General features: G+C 40.2%; 18 protein-coding genes and 2 pseudogenes. 17 read left to right on the forward strand and 3 right to left on the reverse strand.

Annotated elements, in window-relative coordinates; genetic code table 11:
• Nucleotides 1–12: 12 nt before the first annotated feature.
• Nucleotides 13–120: pseudogene (locus AACV33_RS12080) on the reverse strand (flagellar protein FlaG); the annotation flags it as partial.
• Nucleotides 121–240: 120 nt separating this feature from the next.
• Here AACV33_RS12080 and AACV33_RS12085 point away from each other — a divergent pair.
• The 4 genes and pseudogenes from AACV33_RS12085 to AACV33_RS12100 form a co-directional block, all read left to right on the forward strand.
• A pseudogene (locus tag AACV33_RS12085) lies at nt 241–1200 on the forward strand (U32 family peptidase); the annotation flags it as partial.
• A gap of 112 nt (nt 1201–1312) precedes the next feature.
• Entirely contained in the window at nt 1313–1843 is a 531-nt protein-coding gene (locus AACV33_RS12090; protein ID WP_017022710.1) for a GNAT family N-acetyltransferase, read from the forward strand.
• 63 nt (nt 1844–1906) lie between these two features.
• Entirely contained in the window at nt 1907–2257 is a 351-nt protein-coding gene (locus AACV33_RS12095; protein WP_012550113.1) for a hypothetical protein, read from the forward strand.
• 346 nt (nt 2258–2603) lie between these two features.
• On the forward strand, nt 2604–5495 hold the full coding sequence (locus AACV33_RS12100) for an alkaline phosphatase family protein (RefSeq protein ID WP_182700283.1): 2892 nt from the start codon (nt 2604–2606) through the stop codon (nt 5493–5495).
• Between the two features lie 20 nt (nt 5496–5515).
• On the opposite strand, the gene AACV33_RS12105 is transcribed toward AACV33_RS12100, so the two are convergent.
• Nucleotides 5516–6409 carry a LysR family transcriptional regulator gene (locus AACV33_RS12105; protein WP_017022708.1) on the reverse strand — a complete coding sequence of 298 codons (894 nt, stop codon included), beginning with the start codon at nt 6407–6409 and terminating at the stop codon, nt 5516–5518.
• Nucleotides 6410–6557: 148 nt separating this feature from the next.
• Here AACV33_RS12105 and AACV33_RS12110 point away from each other — a divergent pair, with 148 nt between their 5' ends.
• The 11 genes from AACV33_RS12110 (at nt 6558) to AACV33_RS12160 (ending at nt 19410) form a co-directional block, all read left to right on the forward strand.
• A complete protein-coding gene (locus tag AACV33_RS12110) occupies nt 6558–7343 on the forward strand; it encodes a putative hydro-lyase (RefSeq protein WP_017022707.1) in 786 nt (261 codons plus the stop codon).
• A 62-nt stretch (nt 7344–7405) separates the two neighbouring features.
• Complete coding sequence (locus tag AACV33_RS12115; protein ID WP_017022706.1) at nt 7406–8146, forward strand: 5-oxoprolinase subunit PxpA; 741 nt, start codon at nt 7406–7408, stop codon at nt 8144–8146.
• A gap of 2 nt (nt 8147–8148) precedes the next feature.
• Nucleotides 8149–8868, forward strand: coding sequence for a 5-oxoprolinase subunit PxpB (gene pxpB / locus AACV33_RS12120; RefSeq protein WP_182700284.1), 720 nt, complete (start codon nt 8149–8151; stop codon nt 8866–8868).
• Nucleotides 8865–9821, forward strand: coding sequence for a 5-oxoprolinase subunit C family protein (locus tag AACV33_RS12125; protein WP_017022704.1), 957 nt, complete (start codon nt 8865–8867; stop codon nt 9819–9821). The genes pxpB and AACV33_RS12125 overlap by 4 nt, the downstream gene beginning before the upstream one ends.
• A 116-nt stretch (nt 9822–9937) precedes the next feature.
• The gene (locus tag AACV33_RS12130) at nt 9938–11179 is read left to right on the forward strand and encodes an NRAMP family divalent metal transporter (protein ID WP_182700285.1); all 1242 of its coding nucleotides are present in this window, start codon (nt 9938–9940) and stop codon (nt 11177–11179) included.
• A 213-nt stretch (nt 11180–11392) separates the two neighbouring features.
• A complete protein-coding gene (locus AACV33_RS12135) occupies nt 11393–12070 on the forward strand; it encodes a DUF969 domain-containing protein (protein WP_023603314.1) in 678 nt (225 codons plus the stop codon).
• Between the two features lie 9 nt (nt 12071–12079).
• Entirely contained in the window at nt 12080–12985 is a 906-nt protein-coding gene (locus AACV33_RS12140; protein ID WP_017022701.1) for a DUF979 domain-containing protein, read from the forward strand.
• A gap of 9 nt (nt 12986–12994) precedes the next feature.
• Complete coding sequence (gene pcp, locus AACV33_RS12145) at nt 12995–13633, forward strand: pyroglutamyl-peptidase I (protein ID WP_182700286.1); 639 nt, start codon at nt 12995–12997, stop codon at nt 13631–13633.
• A gap of 337 nt (nt 13634–13970) precedes the next feature.
• Nucleotides 13971–15863: a methyl-accepting chemotaxis protein gene (locus AACV33_RS12150; protein ID WP_017022699.1), complete on the forward strand. Its 1893-nt coding sequence runs from the start codon at nt 13971–13973 to the stop codon at nt 15861–15863.
• A 236-nt stretch (nt 15864–16099) separates the two neighbouring features.
• Nucleotides 16100–17221 carry a membrane-bound lytic murein transglycosylase MltC gene (gene mltC, locus AACV33_RS12155; protein WP_017022255.1) on the forward strand — a complete coding sequence of 374 codons (1122 nt, stop codon included), beginning with the start codon at nt 16100–16102 and terminating at the stop codon, nt 17219–17221.
• A gap of 35 nt (nt 17222–17256) precedes the next feature.
• On the forward strand, nt 17257–19410 hold the full coding sequence (locus AACV33_RS12160; RefSeq protein ID WP_244886249.1) for an HD domain-containing phosphohydrolase: 2154 nt from the start codon (nt 17257–17259) through the stop codon (nt 19408–19410).
• Between the two features lie 79 nt (nt 19411–19489).
• Here the strand turns inward: AACV33_RS12160 and AACV33_RS12165 are convergent, their stop codons facing one another.
• Complete coding sequence (locus AACV33_RS12165) at nt 19490–20329, reverse strand: formate dehydrogenase accessory sulfurtransferase FdhD (protein ID WP_023603311.1); 840 nt, start codon at nt 20327–20329, stop codon at nt 19490–19492.
• A gap of 153 nt (nt 20330–20482) precedes the next feature.
• Here AACV33_RS12165 and AACV33_RS12170 point away from each other — a divergent pair, with 153 nt between their 5' ends.
• Nucleotides 20483–20944: a DUF3305 domain-containing protein gene (locus AACV33_RS12170; protein WP_182700287.1), complete on the forward strand. Its 462-nt coding sequence runs from the start codon at nt 20483–20485 to the stop codon at nt 20942–20944.
• Entirely contained in the window at nt 20925–21491 is a 567-nt protein-coding gene (locus tag AACV33_RS12175) for a DUF3306 domain-containing protein (RefSeq protein ID WP_182700288.1), read from the forward strand. The genes AACV33_RS12170 and AACV33_RS12175 overlap by 20 nt, the downstream gene beginning before the upstream one ends.
• Nucleotides 21492–21552 lie beyond the last annotated feature (61 nt).

Raw genomic sequence — 21552 nt, forward strand, 5'->3', positions numbered from 1 at the left:
TCAATTAATGGTTTATATCTTCATGGCGATTAACCCTGATGCACTAGCAGCAAGATCTCTAGCAACTTCCAACATCTTTTCGTCGGGGATCTGGCGAATGATATCACCGGAGCTAACCTCAATAAAAAATCGATCACTTCAAAAGAGCTAGAGAAGCGCTTTAAAGGCGTGATTACGCCAGATTACCTTCTTGAAGGTTACGATTTCTCAGAGCTTGGAGACAACTTAGCCGTTCCATTCAGAGAGCTTTCTGAGCTTAAAGAGAAAGTCGCTTTCTTATTGAATGGTTCTAAAGAAGTGATTAAACACACAGATGTTGCGGCATTAGTACAGCAGCCAAAAGTCGAAGAGAAACCGACATTGTCGATGCTGATTTCTGATGTTGCCGATTTGAACATATGTGATGTGACTGACGCAGACATTTACTTCAAATTACCAGAAAGCTTTAAAAAGCGTGATAAAACATACATTAATATCTTCTTAGAAAACCCTCGTTTAATCCCATGGTTCCCTGCGGTTCTGATTGGTAAAGATTACGACGAAGCCGTGAAAGTATTAGAAGAAGCAAAACCAACTCGTATCGTAACGAATAATACGGGTATAGCATATAAAGCGTTTGAAATGGGGATAGAGTGGATCGCTGGTCCATTACTAAACACAACAAACTCACATGCGCTAATTACGATGAAAGAAGCGTTGAATTGTGCTGGTGCCTTTATCTCAAATGAGATCAATAAAGGTCAAATTAAACACATTCGTCGTCCTGAAAACTTTAAGTTGGTATACAGCATTTATCATCCGATTTTGATGATGACAAGCCGTCAATGTTTCTTCCAACAAACCGTAGGTTGTAACAAACCATCGATTGAAGCAGGTTGTATGTTGAAGTGTGAAAAAGCCACCACGATTACAAACGTGAAAGGCATTTCATTTGCAGTCGATAAGCAAAAAGGCGGCTACCCAAGTATTTACAACCACGAGCAATTCTTAAACATGGATATCGTGACTGATTTATCGGATCTGTTTGATGAGTTCTTCATTGATTTAACGAACATTGGTGGTGGTTCTAAAGAACAAGCCAATAAAGTCGAATTAGTGAAACACTTTGAGAAGTTATTGAATGGCGATACGAGTGTGCAAGAAGAGTTGTTTACAATGGTTCCAATCAACACTAACGATCAATATCAACAAGGTTTGTAAGATTTACGCTTTGTAGATTGAAAGATAAAAATAAAAAGCCGCGAGCCTATCTCGCGGCTTTTTTTTGTCTATAATCAGGTAAAGCAAGTCATAAAAATAAGAGGGATTGGCTATGGCGGTATTACATCTACTTACGATAGACGATGCATCAGCATTGCTGGCGTTTGAATTGGCGAATAAAGAATGGTTTGAATCTTTTATTGAAGCGAGAGATGACGATTTTTTTGATGAAGAAGGTATAAAAGCACACATTGTTTGTTGTCTTTCTGAATACGCGAAAGGGAAAACATACCCAATGCTACTTAAAGATGATCTTGGTGTTATTTGTGGTCGAGCCAATCTTTACAATATTAATAAAGAAAAGGAATCGGCGTCTATTGGGTATCGAATTGGTGAAGATTTTGTTTCAAAAGGACTTGCAACCTACGCGACCAAAATATTGATTGATATTGCTAAAGACACATTGGGGTTATCATCACTGACAGCGACCGCATCGACTGACAATTTTGCATCGCAACAGGTATTAAAGAAAAATGGCTTTAAACAAGTTGGATTTAAGCCTGAATTTACCATTGTGGATGGTGAGATTATAGATTGTTATGAATATCGCTGTGTAATTAAGCAGTTGTCTGTAGCGATATAAAGTGAATATAGAAGTAGGCTGAGGCTTACTATATAATTCCTTTTTTTGAAAGGAGTTCCTATAATGGAAATGATCATAGTCTCTTCTGAAAGACAAAAACGTTTAATCATGATATTTGCTCGTATGAAAGCAAAAATGTCAGATAAAGCACTCTTGAAAAATTTAGATGCATACGACATTAACTCAACGGCTTATGCTGCTTTTAAAAAAGCATCAGATCTTCATATTGAGCGTATTCATTTACCGTTTGGTGATGACAGAACAGGCTCACTAGATGGTGGCGATTTCCTATTCCGTTATCTTTCTAAAGGTTATATTTGCCTTGGTGATTTCGAAGGCCAACCAAAACCAGATTTAGCACCATGGGGTGTTCGTTCAGTTCGCCGTCAACCTAAGATCGGTTTCGGACTGTAATAGATTAAAACTATCAATTACATAATAGTTATAGCGGCATCGTAATCCCCGTGAGCTAATCAGAATTAAATTGCAATGGGAGTATTCTATAAAATTCATACTTATGAGTTTTGTAGAGGGCTTCCATGAATCATTCCAGTGCAAGTATCATTACACTCCCTTTGTTATTCTATCCCTCTCATTACATTCAAATGTGTAACTATCCATATTTTAGAATCCCACCCATGAAACAAATTGTTCAACACTATATAATGTAGTCTAAATAAGTTGTTGATTGTTCTTATGTACCAAAACCCGTAATTATCAGCTCAATGACTTATCCAAATTGCTATAAAAGGAAGTTAAAGTGAAAAACAGATCGTTTTCGTCAATATTTACTCTCAGTGTGTTATCTCTTTCAATGTTGAGTGCCAACAGTTTGGCCAATGTCAGTGCTATTCCTGTGATTGGTGGCGTAGTTAACTCAGCAGAAATACTAAAAAATCAGATAAACGCTTCGGTCATTTATACAACGAAAACGGTGCGTGATGCCGCTATTTTTACCATTGCTGGCATCACATTAGACGCTTACATTTTATCGCTACCATTGGAGAGTGATGTTAAGAAAAGCATCATTGCAAAGCTTTCAAATCCCTCATACGCGATCCCTTTAGGGCGTTTTCTTTATACCTTTGTGAATAAATACGGAGATATGGATAATGAAGATGCTTTTAAAGCCTATTTGAAAACACAATATGATGAAGAAACACTCACCGGATTTAGTCATTCTTTATTTACTTTAAATGAGGCAGACAAAGAAAAGGAACCAGAGTTGGCGGATAGCCATCATCAAGGATTAACTATTGATCGTAAATTCATTGCTAACATGGTGATTGTTTATGATGAATTGGTACAGATTGGTGAGTGGAAGGATCTTGACGTACTGCCTGAGCGTTATACGTACCTGTCTGATACCCCTGAAGATAAAAAGATCATAGATAAAATTCAACCCATCATTATTGCGAGTATGACAAAAGCCGTCACGAGTATGGACGAAGGGGAGATGCGTGCTACGTTAGAGCAAATTATAGAAGATGGTCAGCCAGAGCATAAAGGCTCTGTAAATAATAAAGCGGAAGCATTGACGATTACTCTGATTGATTTTGTTCGTCTTAATGTATTGAAATCGTACCGCCAGTTTATCTATCAAGAACAACGACAAGAAATATTGAATGAGTGGTTACAAGCGCGTTTTAAAGATAATCCAGATACGCTCATCGCTTATTTAGACTCTCGTCAGCAGCGTCGATTGGCGGTTCAAGTCACGGTTGATGGACTGCAACAAGGGCTACTTGAAGGTATTGTTTCTCCGCTGAAAAAGCCATTCATCAAACAGATCTATCAAGATCACCTTAACCATGAACGCTACAAACCTCAGAATGAAATCACCACGCAGCCAGAACATGAGCAACAACTGTCATTCTTAAAAAGACTGACCGAGAAAGAGTATAAAGACCCATCGTACTTGCCATTTTTTACTGAGCTGTATAAAAATTACGATAACAGCATTGTCGATGTGGGCATTTCATCAACACCGACTATCAGTGTTCGCAATTTACCGATAATAAAAACCGGCGCAAAAGTGTCAGGTAAAGGAGGGACTGGGATACCAAATTTTCACTTTGTCGATAGAAAAGAAGATCGTGCCTATTACTTCTTTGGCAACGATGCGTTGCAACTTGACCGCTTGATGGAAGCGAACAAGGTTCAAACCATGTTTGATCGCTTGGATTATTTGGTGACTTTAAACTGTAATGCGCAATATGATTGGAATGCACATACCACCTATGATGGCTTGGTGAACTTAGGGGCAGGTGAGAGCTTACGAGATTTCGGTGAAAAGCGTTGTCTGCGAGAGTTGACGCAACGTGCAAACATAGAGAAAACAGTGTCGACCATGAGAGCCGATCTTATTGAAGACATTCGTGTTTATGACGGTATCTTTGCCTTGGATATTTACAGCAAGTTAACTCAAAAATGGAAGATCCAACAAAACCTAGAATCCCTCTCGAAACTTGAACAAAAAGGGATGCCAGATTACACACTAATTTATAATCCATGGCCGGATCACTTTGCTCATTTCACTGGCCCGTTTAGTGATGAAATATTGATGCCGACCGGGGAATTAAACCGATTAGATTATTGGTTAACGCAATTTACCAACACATATAAAGACGCTGGCGTATACGATAGAACCTTATGGGGAATGGCAGGAGATCACGGTTTATCTCCTGTGTATTATTCTCTTAATCCAGAAAAGCAGGTTTTCGAACCTCTTCAAGTGGAGCTAGGTTATCCGTTAGTGATTAAGAAAATTTCTTCGGATGAAGGAGAGGGTCCTAAAATTACCAATGCGTTGAATTATGAAAGCAATAAAGAAGTCGATGTGGTGGTCGCTTCTACTGCGGGCGGTAATTTTATGATGGATTTATTTAATTCTGCTCAAGGTTGGAAAGTGCAACCAACGTACGTAGAGCTAACAACATGGACGCCAGTGAATGCGCCAAAAGGTAAGTCTATCAACGTGATTAATGAGGTTGCTTCACGTTTAGAAGAATCGTTAGATTATCTCGTTGTTAGAGAAACAAACTGCACGTTAGATGAATGTACAGTTCGAATTATCGGTTTTAAAGACGATGTTAGAGTTGATGAATTAATCACTAAAAAAGGGGACCGATTACTGTATCAGCCTGTTATTGGATCATCCCAGTTACTTGAACTCGATGTTCTTAATCCTTATAAATCGCAGCCAAATAAAGCTGAATTAGCATCATACCAAGAGTTATATCAACGATGTATGGTCTCTGCCGTTAATGACAATGTGAATTCATGGTGTACAGAGCAAGAGTGGAGATACCTGACTGCTTACACGGCGCGACCAGATTCCGTGAATCAATTGGCTAAATTGTATGAAGAAGACAGAGCAGGGACGATAAACTTGTTCCCTAAATTTGGTATTGGTTTTAATACCAAAGTACCGGGCAGACATGCTGGCGAGCACTATTTAGAAAAAGATGCTTTTTTAGGATTCTGGGGAACCCCTGTAGGCCCTAATGTTAGGCCATTAACGAGTGAGCCTAATGGGTCATTGGCGCCAACATTGTATGAATATCTTACTCAAGAAACCGTTATCGAGAATAACAACGGCTGGGGTTATCCTTCTTTACTCGATGATCTCGATATACAACTGAGTAAATAGACAGAAGCTCGATTCCTCGATTAACTAAAGGCTTTATATTGTTCTTCGGCCTCGAAGGTAAGTTTCGCGGCTTCAATGGTCATTAAGTTAATCGGTGTGTCGAGATAAGCGACAGAAAATTGCAATGGATTTGGTGTCCAATCGGCGTCAATTATCTTCAATGTTTTGTTATTGAGGGCATAGGCAATCACCTCTTTAGGTAGCATTGCAATGCCGACACCACTTTCTGCTAAACGAATGCTAGCAGATAATGAGCTAGCGGAATAGAACCGTGTGGGTTGATTGTTATGCTTTGTAAAGTAACGCTCAACCTCTTGGTACGGGGTTGTATTTCGTGCATACGTAATGATTGGCCAGCGAGAAAAGTGAGTGACGGTTTGTAATGATGATCTTGGTATTGTCGGGCTCGCGACCCAATGCAGCGAATAATCACAAATATATTGGCTAATCACATTGGGTTCGACGACTTCCCCTAATAAAATCGCAATATCAATATTACGAGCTAACAGCTCTTTTCTAAGGTTAATGGTCGCATCTACGATGAGCTCAACCTCTAAGTGGGGTAGACTCTGATGGATCAACGAAAGGTAATGAGGCAACCACGTATGAACGATGGTTTCTGATACCCCAACGCGCAATATCCCCGAAATAGCCTCTGAATTATTCGCCAATGCCTGAAATTGATCGGCATTAGTTAACAGTTTTTCAGCAAAGGGAAGTAGCTCTCGTCCTTTTGCGGTTAACGATATCGAACCTGTATCACGAAAAAATAGGGGTACACCCAACGTCTCTTCAAGATTAGCAATGCGTGTTGAGATTGCAGGTTGTGTCGTGCATAAATGCTTTGCAGCCTTTCTAAAGCTGCCTAAATGAGCTATCCACACAAAGGTTTCAAGTTGTTTTAGATTGAGCATTATATGCCTCTCTTTAATTAATTCTGTTACTGGATGATAAAAAATATTTATCAAGAATAGCAGAAAAATACGAATAGACATTATTAAAATAAGCAGTAATGTAACTCCTGATTAACGATAACATTACAATCATCAAAGGGAGAACATGATGGATAAGGATTTATCACTCGATAATCTACGTAAAAAAATCAGAAGTAATGAGTTCACAAAATCGACTTCAGGCTATGCTCCGGGTTATTTACAAGCCAATCTCGTTATTTTACCGGCTCTTTGGGCGACTGATTTCTTACTTTTTTGTCAGAAAAATCCTGTGGCATGCCCATTGATCGACGTCACTCAACCAGGAGAGAGATACCTTCCTTCCATTGGTACTGATATTGATTTGTCGAGGGACGTTCCCGAATATCATGTGTTCTATGAGGGTAATTTTGAAACCTCAGTACCAGATCTTACCGAACTGTGGCAAGACGATTTAGTGACGTTTGTTCTTGGTTGTTCTTTCTCGTTTGAAGAGGCTCTAATCCAATCTGGTTTGTCTATTCGAAATATTGATGATGGCAAAAATGTCTCGATGTATGACACAAACATTGCTTGCCAACCTGCAGGGAAGTTTGACGGAAACTTTGTGGTTTCTATGCGTCCATTTACACCAAAGGATGCAATACGTGCGATTCAAATAACGACTCGATTCCCTAAATCCCATGGCGCACCAGTGCATTTCGGTGATCCTAGCGCGATTGGAATTTCAGACATCGCTAAACCAAATTATGGAGAGGCGGTTCATATCAATTCAGATGAAATTCCAGTGTTTTGGGCATGTGGTGTCACACCGCAAAATGTGATCCGCCAAAGTCGTCCTCCTTTCTGTATTACCCATGCTCCAGGAAAAATGTTGATCACCGACCGCTTAAGTTCTGAGTTTGCCGTGCTCTAGTTATTCAGGGTTGCCATCACTGTGTTGTTACCAAACAACGAGCCAATAATTAAGGAAATGGAATGAAGATTAATTGTGATATGGGTGAAAGTTTTGGATTATGGGCGCTAGGTGAAGATGCCGCCATTATGCCAGCGTTAGACATGGCGAATATTGCGTGTGGTATGCATGCTTCGGATCCAAGCGTAATGATGAAAACCGTTGCGCTAGCAAAAGACAATGGCGTGATGGTTGGTGCTCATCCCGGCTACAACGATCTACAAGGCTTTGGCCGACGCGATATTGCAATGAACGCTACAGATTTAGCCGCGTTATTTATCTATCAATTGGGTGCATTGCAGGGGATATGTCAAAGTAAAAATACAAGATTAAGGTACGTGAAACCTCATGGTGCGTTATACAACGCGATGATGAAAGACGATGCGATTCTTGAAACCTTATTGGGTGCATTACAGCGTTACGATGTCACTTTACCTTTCGTGGTAATGGCGGTGCCTGACCACGCTCGCTATCAAACGTTGGCCGATAAATTTGGCATTACATTATGGTTTGAAGCGTTTGTTGACCGAGCTTATGACGAAGAAGGTCGACTCGTGCCACGCAGTGTACCTAATTCAAGTCATCATACCGATGAAGCGATTCAACACCAAGCCGATCAATTGATTGATCAAGGCTGTGTCACCACACTTTCCGGAAAAACAATCGCGATTCGCGCAGATACCTTATGTATTCATGGTGATGGTCCTTTTGCGGTATCGACAGCGACGTATTTACGTAAAAAGTTGCAGAGAAAGGCGGAGTAATCATGAAAATATCAGCCGTTAATGAGTCCACTGTTTTAGTTGTATTTTCCGATACGGTTAGTCCTGAAACTGCCGATATTATTGCTCAATCCGTTGCTATGATTAATCAAGAATCGGATTTGTTCGTGATTGATATGGTGCCATCGTACACGTCGATTTTAATTACTTATGATTTAACGCGCATAGAGTTACGCTCATTTATGTCTCGTTTACATCACTGTCTTCACCAAGATAACAACAGTGGGCAATTACCGTTGTCTTCTGTTGTGATTGAATTACCTGTGTATTATGGACCAGAAGTGTCCCTTGATGCCGAAGACATCAGTCGTCATACCGGTTTATCGTTTGATGAGGTCGTGTCTATTCATTCCTCTCAAGAGTACCGCGTGTATGCAATTGGTTTTGCTCCGGGCTTTGCTTATTTAGGCAATACTGACTCTCGCATTCATATTCCTCGTAAAAGTACGCCACGGTTGAGTGTACCTGCAGGCAGCTTGGCCATCGCTGAACAACAAACGGCGATTTACCCAAAATCTTCACCGGGAGGATGGCAGGTGATTGGGCGCACCCCCGTTAATTTGATTGATTTTAATCGAGACAACCTTACGGTGTTTGAGATGGGGGCAAAAGTGACTTTCAAACCAATTTCACGTGAAGAATATTTAACGATGGGAGGGGAGCATCCAGAGGCATTGTTAGTGAAAGAGGGAAGCAAAGTATGACACTACGAATTCACAGCACAGGGCCATTGGCGCTACTTCAAGACAAAGGTCGATATGGTCATCAATCGGTAGGGGTGACTCCCGGCGGACCAATGGATGAGCATGCGTTTGATTGGGCTAATAAATTAGTAGATAACGATTTAAATGCGACTCAAATTGAAATCACGTTAGGCCAATTTAGCTGTACGTTTTATGCGGCCACCACAATCGCACTGACCGGTGCGGATATGGGAGCGAAGCTCAATGGTGATGCGATCAGCCCTTGGCAAAGTTACGCGATAAATTCAGGTGATAAACTTGAAATGAGCATCGCAAAGTCGGGGCTACGTGCTTATTTAGCGGTGAGTGGTGGGTTTAAAGTTGAAACGATTTTAGGCAGTTCCGCCACGGTAAGTCGTGATGGATTAGGTGGCTATGATGGTAAAGGCAGTGCATTAACCCCAAATCGTTTAATTCGTTATTCGGTTGATGTTTCGCAATTATCTACGTCTTTTTCTGAGCCGAGATTGCGTAAGCAAGTGCCGAGTCGATTTATTCCGACGTACGATCGCCATATTAATATTGGAGTGATCCCGAGCTATCAATATAACGATTTTTCGATTGCCGATCGTCAGCGATTTTTTTCGTCAATTTATACCGTTTCGACCAACATTGATCGTATGGGGTATCGCTTATCAGGAGAGCCTATTCATTGTGAGCGTAATAATTTAATTTCTGAAGGCATAGCACTTGGGTCAATCCAAATCCCGAGTGATGGCCAACCTATTGTGCTAATGCGTGATCGCCAAACCATCGGGGGATACCCAAAAATAGGGTGCGTAGTGCATGCGGATATTAATCGCTTAGCGCAATGCTTACCGGGTTCAACTGTTCAGTTTTATGAGAAAGAACTCTACAGCGCAGAAGCTGAATTGATGATACAACGTCAATTCTTTACGTCTTATTGCTCTTAAATGAAGTTGCTATTGCATAGATAGCGAAGATGAAAATATTACTACAATAATCTCGATTAACGAGAAAGACGCTGCAACAATAAGAGTGCAGCACTGTGACCACAAAAGGAAATCGTATGTCATCAGAAAAAATAGAACCTCAACCGTCCAGTGTGACGCAAAATGAAGGACCAACAACGCGTTCTGGCTTTAGCTGGTCATTGATCATGGGTGCCGCCTTTTTAATGGCAACCTCAGCGGTCGGGCCGGGTTTTTTAACTCAAACAACCGTCTTTACTCAAACGTTAGGCGCAAGCTTTGCGTTTGTTATCCTTATTTCCATCATCTTAGATATAGGCGCACAGCTTAATATCTGGCGAATCATCGTTGTTTCTAAAAAACGAGCGCAAGACATTGCGAACGATATTTTACCCGGCCTCGGTTATGCGATTGCGGGGATGGTTGCCATTGGTGGTTTGGCTTTTAACATCGGTAATATCGGTGGTGCAGGGATGGGGATGAACGTTTTATTTCCAGACATCACGCCCATCGTCGGATCTGCCATTAGTGCAGTGATTGCCGTTGGGATATTCATGTTAAAAGATGCCGCTAAAGTGATGGACCGTTTTACCATCGTAATGGGGGCTGCGTTAATCGTCATGACATTGTACGTGTTATTTTCAACCTCACCACCAGTGGGGGAAGCGTTATATCGTGCAGTATGGCCTGAAAAACTCAATGTACTTGCGATCATTACGTTAGTGGGTGGCACGGTGGGTGGCTACATTACCTTTGCGGGTGCTCACCGTTTAATTGATGCGGGTGTTACGGGTCAAGAAGCATTACCACAAGTAAACCGAGGCTCAATTTCAGCCATCAGTTTAGCGTCTGTGGTTCGTATTATTTTATTTTTAGCGGCGTTAGGCGTTATTAGTACCGGGGTTACGTTGGACCCAACAAATCCACCTGCTTCTATGTTTCAACATGCTGCAGGTAATGTGGGTTATAAGATTTTTGGTTTAGTGCTTTGGGCGGCGGCGATCACATCTGTTATTGGAGCCGCTTATACATCGGTCTCATTCTTGAAGACATTGCACCCTGTTATTGAATTGCATTCTCGTCGATTCATTATCGGTTTTATCATTGTATCTACGTTTATCTTTTGCTTTATTGGTAAGCCTGTCATGTTATTGATTGTTGCGGGTGCGTTGAATGGTTTTATCTTACCTGTAACGCTAAGTATCATGCTCATTGCTGCAACAAAATCGTCGATTGTTGGTGACTATAAACACCCTGTTTGGATGTCAGTCTTCGGTTGGTTAATCACTGGCATGATGGCTCTTATGAGTATATATACCTTGTATGTGATGATATTTTAATCAATCAGACTAATTATTCTAAGAATAGCGTGATATTTTAGAATTATAATGCAGATAAATACTTTTCATCTGCTTAATTTTCAATATACTCAATAGTTGGCCCCAATACGTTTACCGACGTGTTGGGGTCTACTTAGTTTTAACATACTGTAAAATTTACAAGTATCCGTCCTTCATGATGTAGGGCTGAGATAAAGCAAATAAGGATATATGATGATTGATTTTTGGCCTTTAATCGGGGTAGTAATTATTACTCTTGGGCTGGCTTTACGTTTAAATACGTTATTGGTTATTTTAACCGCAGGGATCGTGACTGGTTTAGTTGCTGATATTGACTTTATAGAGATTTTATCCATTTTAGGTGCTTCATTTACTCAAAATCGCTATATGTCTTTATTCATACTTGTACTCCCTATGATTGGTGTACTAGAACGCTTTGGTTTAAGAGAGCGAGCAGAAACGCTGATTGGCTCAATCAAGCAAGCGTCTGCTGGTCGAGTTATGTTTACGTACCTATTACTGCGTAAAGTAACGAATGCGTTAGGTTTGAATTTAGGTGGACACCCATCGATGATCCGTCCTTTAGTGGCGCCAATGGCAGAAGCCGCTGCAGAGAAGAACAGAAAACCGCTAACGCATAAAGAAAGACAACACCTTCGTGCGCTTGCCGCAATGAGTGAAAACTTTGCTAACTTTTTCAGTCAATTAATCTTTATTGGTGCGGGTGGTTTACTGCTTATTAAAGGCGTACTTGAAGAGCACGGTTACAGTGTTGCGTTAAATGACATGTTTATGTGGGCGATTCCTACGGCATTAGCCTCGTGCGTTGTGTTCTATGTTCGAGCATGGATAGAAGATTCACGTTTAGCGAAAGCTGGCAAAGAAGAGTAGGGATTAATCATGTTAGAGTATATTTATCAAGCGACAGGCTTACTTCTGATTGCGTTTTCATTTCAAAGTTTTACCGATAAAAAGAACCCAAAGGCCATTGGCACAGGACTTTTTTGGTTAGCTTATGGTCTTTCTTTTTGTTTAGGTGCGGTATTACCTGATTGGGTTGTCGGTGCATTAGTCTTAGTGATGACCTTACTCGCTTCGGCGGGATTAATGGGCATTGGTTCTTACAACTCAAGTGATAATGAGTTCAGAGAAACGAGCGCGAAGTCATTACAAAACATGTTGTTTCTTCCGGCCTTAATTGTACCAGTGGGTACGATTTTATGGAGTCAGGTAACCGGAACAAGTGCATTGATTGGCTTAGGATTAAGCTCATTATTGTCACTTCTTGTCGCGAACTGGCTAACAAAATGTAAACCGGTACAAAGTATTCATGAAGGTCGTCGCCTGATTGATACGATTGGTTGGGCGGCTATTTTATCTCAATTTCTAGCCGCATTAGGTTATCTATTTGGTCAGGCAGGGGTCGGTGATACCGTTTCTCAAATAGTAAAAGAAATTGTCCCTCACGGCAGCGTATTAGCTTATGTCATTGCGTATACGTTTGGTATGGCTCTTTTCACTATTGTTATGGGTAATGCGTTTGCGGCTTTTGCTGTCATTACCGCAGGTATTGGTATTCCATTGCTGATTGTTGAAATGGGCGGTGATCCAATTGTGGTTGGTGTATTAGGCATGATCTCAGGCTATTGTGGCACCTTAATGACACCAATGGCGGCTAACTTTAACGTTGTACCTGCGGCATTATTGGAATTAGATAATAAAAACCAAGTGATCATTACCCAGTTCATTCCCGGTTTTATCATGCTACTTATTAACACCACCTTTATGTACTTTTTTGCCTTTTAGGGATTAACGATGAAAAAGATTCTAATTACAGGTTTCGAACCTTTTGGTAATGACAAAATTAATCCAGCGCTAGAAGCGGTAAGATTAATTGCAGGCCGTAAATTGAACGGTGGCGAGATCAGCATTTGTCAAGTGCCCGTTGTGCGTTATAAATCGATCGACGTGGTTAAACAAGCCATTGAAGATCAACAACCGTATGCGGTGATCACAGTAGGTCAAGCTTCGGGTCGAACGGCTATAACGCCAGAGCGAATTGCAATTAATGTGGATGATTTTCGCATCCCAGATAATGATGGCATTCAAGTGATTGATGAACCCGTAGTCGAAGGAGGCCCTGACGCTTACTTTACTACTCTGCCAGTAAAAGCGATGGTAAGTGCGATGCAAAGTGAGGGGATCCCTGCAATGGTATCGAATACTGCTGGGACATTTGTATGTAATCATTTGTTTTACGGGATCCAACATTACCTAAAAGACACCAATATTCGTCATGGTTTTGTACATATTCCACTATTGCCAGAGCAATCTGTTGATGGTTCTCAACCAACAATGAAGTTAGAGCAAATAGCAGAAGGCTTAGCCATTGCTGCTCAAGCGATTATTGATAATGACAAAGACATCCAGCAAGGTGCAGGAACGATTTGTTAATGTAATAACCACCGAATAATATTCGTATATAAGCCTAACAATCATCATTATTGTTAGGCTTTTTTATTTGCCTGTGTGGAGGATAAATAGATTAATTTTTGTTATTAAACGTGTTGTTTGTGTGTGGTGCAGTTTTGATAACAAATTTATTACTACTTAGGTGGTGGTTTGTGAAAAAGAACACATTTTTAAATGGTAAGACTGTTAGTATGATTCAGAATGTAAGCATTTGTTTCATTTATGAGTCTTGCAATTATGATAACAGTGTTGGTTCCACTGTTTACTCTTAATTGCCTCCATCTTATTTCAAATCACAACCATTAGAAGTAGAAAGATTATGCATCTAACTTTAAAAATGAAACTTGTTTTAACAAGTGTGGCACTTATCGTATTAACGATTATATCGCTAGGTACTTTTTCATACCAAACAATGAAAACACAAGCATGGGATGCAATTCGAAGTGAGAGCGGAAATACCGCAAAAGCGTACAGTTTAGGCATTGGAGATTGGTTCAAAGGTCGTCAAGATGCAATAACCGCCATGAAAGAAGCAATTGAACGCAACCCTAATCTAGATATGGTCGCTCACTTAAAGCAAACTTTTACCTCTGGTGGTTTTGGGTTGAGTTACTACGGTGACGCCGAGGGCGTAATGCAACGTCAAGATCCATCATTGAATAAAGCGGGCTACGATCCTCGTACACGTGGGTGGTATAAAGAAACCATCGCCGCCAATAAGGGGATTACAACAAAGCCGTATGTAAGTCATACCATGCAAGCGTTAGTGGTGACGTTAACAGAACCCGTTCGTGAGAATGGGAGAATCGTAGGTGTTACGGCCTCAAACTTAGCATTGGGTGCATTAATTGATGATGTGCTTGATATTTCGGTTCCGGGCGATGGTTACGCAATGCTTCTTGATGTGAGCAATCGAATTGTGGTTGCACACCCAAATGAAAAAATGGCGTTAAAACCAATTTCAGAACTGGGGCAAGGGTTTGATGCCAATAATCTGAATAGCGAAATTTCATCGGATGGTTTCTTCTTTACTGAACAACAAGGTAAAGAGAAAGCCGTAATGGTGACAGCCGTGCCTAATACTAATTGGGCGATAGCCCTAGTCATGGATCAAGAAACATTAGAAGCCCCATTACATGCTATGCTAGTTAAATTATTGCTTATTGGTGGTTTAATTCTATTGTTTGTTTCATTGTTTACGGGATGGTTAGTGACGCGTCAATTACGTGAACTAGGTACAGTATCAGAAGCATTAGCAGACATCGCCAATGGTGAAGGGGATTTAACGGTTCGCATCAATGTGAAATCGGATGATGAAGTGGGTAAACTGGCTGAGAATTTTAACCAATTTGTGTCTCGTTTACATACCATGGCATCGAATTTACGAGAGATCACATTAGACCTGAATCGTTCGGCAGCCGACTCAGCCGATTCTGCGATCAAAAGAAGTGAAAATATTCGCCAACAGCAAGATGAAATCACGATGGTTGCCACTGCAGTGACAGAAATGGCGAGTGCAACACAAGAAATTGCAGGTAATGCAGAGAATACCGCAAAATCAGCATCGCAAGCGGTAGAGCTTACGCAAGAAGGTCATCAACAAGTGAACCAAAGCCAATCTTCAATTGGTAACTTAGCGAGTGAAGTGAATAGTGCAGTAAGTATTATTGAAGATCTCAACGGTCACGCTCAAAAAATCAGTTCAATTTTAGCGACAATCCGTTCTATCGCAGAACAAACTAACTTACTGGCGTTGAATGCTGCCATTGAAGCGGCGCGAGCAGGTGACCAAGGCCGAGGCTTTGCCGTGGTTGCTGATGAGGTGCGTGTATTGTCACAACGAACACATACGTCAACCGAAGAAATTCAATCAATGATTGAGACATTGCAATCGACCACACAAGAAGCGGTGTCTGTTATGTCCGATAGCCATCATCTTGCAGAAACCAGTGTGAAAGACGTTGATGAAGCCGGTGTGAGTATTGATAAGATCGCTTCTCAAATTAATGTTATTAGTGACATGGCAACGCAAATAGCGTCAGCAGCCGAAGAACAATCAAGTGTAACGGCTGAGATCAGTCGTAACACGGAAGGTGTACAAGAAGTTGCTAACCAAATGGCGAGTGAAGCGGCAACCGCAGCTAAGCAAGCTGAGGCGCTAAAATCGTTAGCAGATTCATTGGAAGAAGAAATAAAACGCTATAAATTATAATGCCTAAATATTGACATAAACCGCCTTTATTGGCGGTTTTTTACTTTTATGGAGTTGTGATGCATGTCACAAAAATTAAAGTGTCGATATTTTTCAAAATATTCAAAAAACTTCGTCGTTTCCTATTCCCAAAAGCCAAACTCTGTGTAAAATACGCCTCCTTATCGGCTAACATGCTATACGTAATCTATCCCAGTATATTGATAAGTAAACTCAATATGCGACTTAGGACATAAATGAAAAACTACTGGCTTTCTCTTTTGGTTTGCTTATCTACTGTTTCTTGTACCCCTATTTTTTCTGGCTCAAACACTTCCCTAAGACCTGGGACAACTGTTTGTGATCAATGCAGTAGTACAAACACCTCTGCCAGTTCAAAACCGACAAGCGAACAGCTTGCAAACCTAGCGTCTCAAGTACACAGTAAATGGGGTGACAAAGAGTTTTTAGAAGCCGGTAAACACCGTTATGTTAAGTATCTTGATGGTTACCGCACTCGCGCGCACATCGATTTTGATAAAGGTAAGATTTACGTTTCAACTGTCTCACAATATGAGCCAAAAGAGACACTCAAAAAAGCGATTGTTAGCACCATTCTTATGCCTGCCGATCCGTCACACGTTGATTTATTCAGTGATAAGTCGATTCCATTGCGTGGGCGTCCATTTTTGCTTGGTCAAATTAAAGACCAAGACAATAAAAATATTGAGTGGCCATGGCGTGCGGATCGTTATGCAACCTATTTAATTGATAATCATTTAAAATCAAAACCGATTAAAAGAGGGAACGCGTATTACGTTGAGATCTCAATGGTCAAAGACCACCTTGAGCAACGCGAGTTTCAATACGCTGATTTGATTAAGAAAGCGTCAAAAGAATACGATATTTCCATTGATTTGATTTACGCCATTATTAAAACAGAAAGCAGCTTCAATCCTTATGCTGTCAGTCACGCAGGTGCATATGGGTTAATGCAAGTGATCCCAAAAACGGCTGGGGCAGATGTCTTTAGTTTAGTGAAAAAGAAATCAGGTATTCCAACCAAAGAATACTTGTTTAACCCAGCCAATAATATTGATACTGGAACCGCATACTTTTATATATTGAAGAACCGTTACTTACGAGATATTAGTCATGCAACAAATAAGCATTACAGCATGATCTCGGCATACAATGGTGGCTCAGGTGGTGTGTTTTCAACGTTTGATCCAAATCGCACGAAAGCGATCAGCGAAATAAACCGTTTACAGCCAAATCAATTGTATTGGGCGTTAACGAATAAACACCCTAAAGCTGAAGCACGTCGATATTTAGAAAAAGTATTGGCATTTCAAAAAGAATTTAATGAGAAAGCATAGCGCTCAATCTTCGTTACTATTGATAATTAATTGGTGTGTATAAATTGAAACATTTATTCGTCGTTCTCATGTGTTTTTATTCTTCTATGTCATTAGCGGTTGAGCTGACAGAGAAAGAACGCCAATGGCTTAAAAACAATCAAGAGTTCACGTTCTTTAACGATGATTATGACTCAAGACTGTTTTTTATCGAAAATAATGTTCAAAAAGGACTTTATTTCGATTTGATTCAGGACATCAATAAAAAACTGAATACGAACTTTAAAATACAAGTCGAGAAGATTGACGATCTAATTAAAAAATTTAATAACGTTGAAACGGGGGCTTATTTCGATTTTGCGAAAACAAAAGACAGAAGTGAACATTATAATTTCGTCCCCACATTATATCGTGTAAACATCAAGGTTTATTATAAAGATGCAGCTAAGATCCCCGATCTTGTTAGTTTAAATAACAAAAAGGTGGGGTTAATTGAAGAGTGGTATTCAACCACCAATTTTGTCCATCAGTATGTCGATGATATTAATTATATTCCGGTTCGATTTTCCAGTTTGAATGAGGCGGTTGCCGCACTTAATGCCGGGGAAATTGATGCCTTTATAGCGGATACGCAAGTCAGTGGACATAAATCATTTTTAACGCATAAACTACCAAGGTTAGATCACTTATATACGTCATTTGCAACGACAAAAGATCATCCTGAAATACACAATATACTCATTAAATATTTCAATAATTTAAGCGCGCTAGAAGTACAAGCATTAGTAAAAAAAGCACGTGAAGATTATTTTATTTATGCGTTTAGGAATAATAAAAGCTTGCAAGGTATTAATGCGACGGTGGGTTATGGTTTTGATGAATTCCCTGCCAGTTACGTTGTTGGTGATCAGTATCAAGGTATTGCTCCTGTGCTTTTTGACAGCATAAAAACCATCTTCAAAGATACCGTGACGTTTTCTGATCCTAAGGCGGGGGTATGTCTCGAATACGATGTGTTGTTATCGACGTTTGTGAATGAGTGCATTACGGATAATTATTACCTGACGAAGTCTTACTATAGTTTTGAGTTGTCAGTATTTAACAAGTTAGAAGGCAGTTTTATTTCAACGATTTCTGATGTGAATTATTCACGATTAGGGATACTGAAAAACGCGCATTATTATGAATACGTCAAAAATAATACGTCGAATGTCACCATGGTATTTTTCGACACATTTGAAGAGATTATTGAAGCAATTGATGATGGAAGAATAGATTACGCCTTTGGCGATCAGCGTTTATTATTAAACCACACCATTAATGATGATATGTATGATCTAAAAACAGCGGGCACATTACCTGAAACCATTTCAGTGTATATCGCGGTAAAAAAAGAGAAAAAAGCGTTATACGATGCCATCAATCTTATCTCAATCAGTTCGGATAATGATCGATTGATTAAGAACGTTTACATTAATGAAAACAAGAAATATAAACACAATGACTTCTGGTTATTAGTGGGGATCCTAATCGTCAGTTTGTTGATGATAGTGGTGCTAATTACTCGTATCTTTATGGCGAAAAGAGCAGAACTCAAGCTACTTACCATGAATGAATCGTTGATCGGTTCATTAGAAATGGCGTCGCTATACAGTGATGAAGAAACGAGTGAACATAACAAACGTATTAATATATATTCTGGACATTTATCAAATTTATTAGGAATGCCAAAGCCATTTGTTAAAGATATTCAGATGATTGCGTCACTGCACGACATTGGGAAAATCGGTATTCCTCATTACATTTTGAAAAAGCCGGGGAAACTTGATCCTGCTGAATTTGATGTGATGAAACAACATGTCAATATTGGTTATGACATTATCAAAAATACAGAGTTGAGCGAACTGACTAAAAATATAGTGCTTTACCATCATGAAAAATGGAACGGAAAAGGGTACTTAAATTTAGTGGGTGAGGCGATACCGATTGAAGCCAGAATTGTAAGTATTGTGGATGTGTATGATGCACTGAGACAAAAGCGGGTTTACAAAGAAGGGTTTAGTCATGAAGTCTCTATTCAGATCATTGAAGATGAACTCGGTGTCTCTTTTGATCCGACCATCGCGGCGTTATTCTTAAAACATCATGAAGATTTCAGATCTATTTTTGAAAATAACCAAACACACGTACCAAGAATACATCTCAAATAGAGTGTAAGTGATTAGTTTTTAGGGGCGAGCAAGAGATTCTTACTCGCCCCAGCATTTTCTAGAATCTGGTTCTCAAATTCTAATCGTTAACAACCGCTTCACCCTTGACATCAAAGTTAATTTTTTCATGTCCAGCAAACACTTGGAAACGCTTACCTTTTGCGCGAGCGATAATCGTAATGCCAAATTTCTGCGCTAAATCTAAGCCCATTTGTGTCACACCTGAACGAGAAAGTAAAACTGGGATCCCCATTTGAGCGACTTTAATCACCATTTCAGACGTTAAACGACCCGTGGTGTAAAACAGTTTATTGTCACCCGTACCACGATTTAACCATAACTCACCCGCAAGGGTATCAACCGCATTATGACGACCTACATCTTCCACAAAAGACGAGACTTGGTTATTTTCACAAATGGCACAGCCATGCACAGCACCAGCGGCTTTGTATGTGTCATTGTGATAAGTTAGGGCTTCTAGAGACGCGTAAATATCCGATTGATTGATGGTTACTTGAGGCACTTGGTAATTCTCAAGTTGCTTCATAACGTTGCCATACATGGTGCCTTGACCACATCCAGAGGTAACCGTTTTTTTCTTCAAGTTTTCTTTTACGTGCTCTGTGGTTTCTTTGGTATTTACCGCGGCTGTTTTGGTTTCCCAGTCGATCAATACGGATTCTAAAAGCGACACATCAGAGATGAAATGTTGGTTTTTTAAATACCCTAATACCAATTCGGCAGGGCGAGCGCCTAACGTCATTAATGTCACAACTTCTTGCCAGTTCAGCATTAGGGTTAATGGCTGTTCGCACGCCACTTCTTTGCTAAGCTTCTCACCGTATTCATCATAAACATCCACAGTAAGAGTTTGTTTAGGTACAGCGCCAGTAGTTATTATTTTTGGTGATTGGCTCAAAGTAGGCTCCAATTAAATGAATTTAAGGTAATTTACGATATACACGCAAATTTTATACCATAGAGATAAATCAAAAAGAAAGCGCTGTTGGTATAAGGATTGCTTTATATCATGTATAGCGATAAAAAAGCCTCATAAAAAGAAGGGTAACTTGTGGAACTAAAGACAGAAAGCGTTTGGCCACTGCAATTTGAAGTGATTGAAGAAATAAAGCAAGTAGGCCGTTGGAGTGCCCCTTCTTGGCATATTGGTGATGTACACCTGTATGAAAAAGTGGCCGTCGCAACACAAAGTAACGGGATGTTATTTGAGCGTGAGCTAGAGATTTTTTTAGATGAAAGAACCGATTATCGTTTCAATCTAAGTTCTCAAAGTCCTAAGTTATTCTTCGCGTTTGAAAATGACAACGACGTACTTACGCCAGTAATGATCACTGCGTCACAAAGCATGATAGGGCAATATATGGATGGCGATTATGTTGTGTTGTCTATCGATATGCCATTACCGATGCAAGCGTGGCTAGAAGCGTTCATTGGCAAGCATGGTGAACTTATCGAAATTCGTAGAAAAAAACGTAAAGGTGCGGGGCGCGCAAGTGAGCAACTTCCTAAGTAGATGGTCATTAAGAAAGAGAAAAGTTCAACAAGGTGAAGAGGTTAGCGATGAGGAATCGGCTGAGATTATTGCCGATACAAATCTTGTTGAGAATGATGATGCGGTTGAGAACCGAGCAGAAAATGCGTCGTCTGAGTCTTTAATAGAAACGGCGGGTAGCGCAGAAGAGCAAGTCTCTCTACCGACAAAAGACGATCTTGTTAGTATTAATGGCACAAGTAATGTTAGCCAATTTATGGCAACGGGTGTGGATAAAGATTTGAAAAAAGCCGCGTTGCGTAAGATGTTTTTGAATCCAGAATTTGCGATGGAAGATGAGCCAAATTATTCAACACCAGCCAAATTAAACTCTGATGTTGCAGCAACATTACGAGGATGGATGGTCGAACCGGTTGAAGAGGAAGAAGAGGACATTGAGCCAGAGAACAGTGCCGAAACAGAGCAAGATAATGATCTTGAATCGAACGCCACTAACGAGAATGATAATGAATATCAATGCGTTATAGGCGATAAAGAGCAAGACAGTGAGACAAAAAAGACCACTTAATTAATCGGGACATTTTGAACCAAAGTGAGACAAAATGTCCCGGCACACTTTTCATCTTTTC

It is taken from the genome of Aliivibrio sp. SR45-2 (assembly GCF_963890165.1).
GTDB lineage: Bacteria > Pseudomonadota > Gammaproteobacteria > Enterobacterales > Vibrionaceae > Aliivibrio > Aliivibrio salmonicida.

What these genes read in the sequence shown, in the direction of transcription:
- AACV33_RS12090 (WP_017022710.1), top strand. Translation starts at nt 1,313, where the DNA reads ATGGCGGTATTACATCTACTTACGATAGACGATGCATCAGCATTGCTG.
- AACV33_RS12095 (WP_012550113.1), top strand. Translation starts at nt 1,907, where the DNA reads ATGGAAATGATCATAGTCTCTTCTGAAAGACAAAAACGTTTAATCATG.
- AACV33_RS12105 (WP_017022708.1), bottom strand. Translation starts at nt 6,409, where the DNA reads ATGCTCAATCTAAAACAACTTGAAACCTTTGTGTGGATAGCTCATTTA.
- AACV33_RS12110 (WP_017022707.1), top strand. Translation starts at nt 6,558, where the DNA reads ATGGATAAGGATTTATCACTCGATAATCTACGTAAAAAAATCAGAAGT.
- AACV33_RS12115 (WP_017022706.1), top strand. Translation starts at nt 7,406, where the DNA reads ATGAAGATTAATTGTGATATGGGTGAAAGTTTTGGATTATGGGCGCTA.
- pxpB (WP_182700284.1), top strand. Translation starts at nt 8,149, where the DNA reads ATGAAAATATCAGCCGTTAATGAGTCCACTGTTTTAGTTGTATTTTCC.
- AACV33_RS12125 (WP_017022704.1), top strand. Translation starts at nt 8,865, where the DNA reads ATGACACTACGAATTCACAGCACAGGGCCATTGGCGCTACTTCAAGAC.
- AACV33_RS12130 (WP_182700285.1), top strand. Translation starts at nt 9,938, where the DNA reads ATGTCATCAGAAAAAATAGAACCTCAACCGTCCAGTGTGACGCAAAAT.
- AACV33_RS12135 (WP_023603314.1), top strand. Translation starts at nt 11,393, where the DNA reads ATGATTGATTTTTGGCCTTTAATCGGGGTAGTAATTATTACTCTTGGG.
- AACV33_RS12140 (WP_017022701.1), top strand. Translation starts at nt 12,080, where the DNA reads ATGTTAGAGTATATTTATCAAGCGACAGGCTTACTTCTGATTGCGTTT.
- pcp (WP_182700286.1), top strand. Translation starts at nt 12,995, where the DNA reads ATGAAAAAGATTCTAATTACAGGTTTCGAACCTTTTGGTAATGACAAA.
- AACV33_RS12150 (WP_017022699.1), top strand. Translation starts at nt 13,971, where the DNA reads ATGCATCTAACTTTAAAAATGAAACTTGTTTTAACAAGTGTGGCACTT.
- mltC (WP_017022255.1), top strand. Translation starts at nt 16,100, where the DNA reads ATGAAAAACTACTGGCTTTCTCTTTTGGTTTGCTTATCTACTGTTTCT.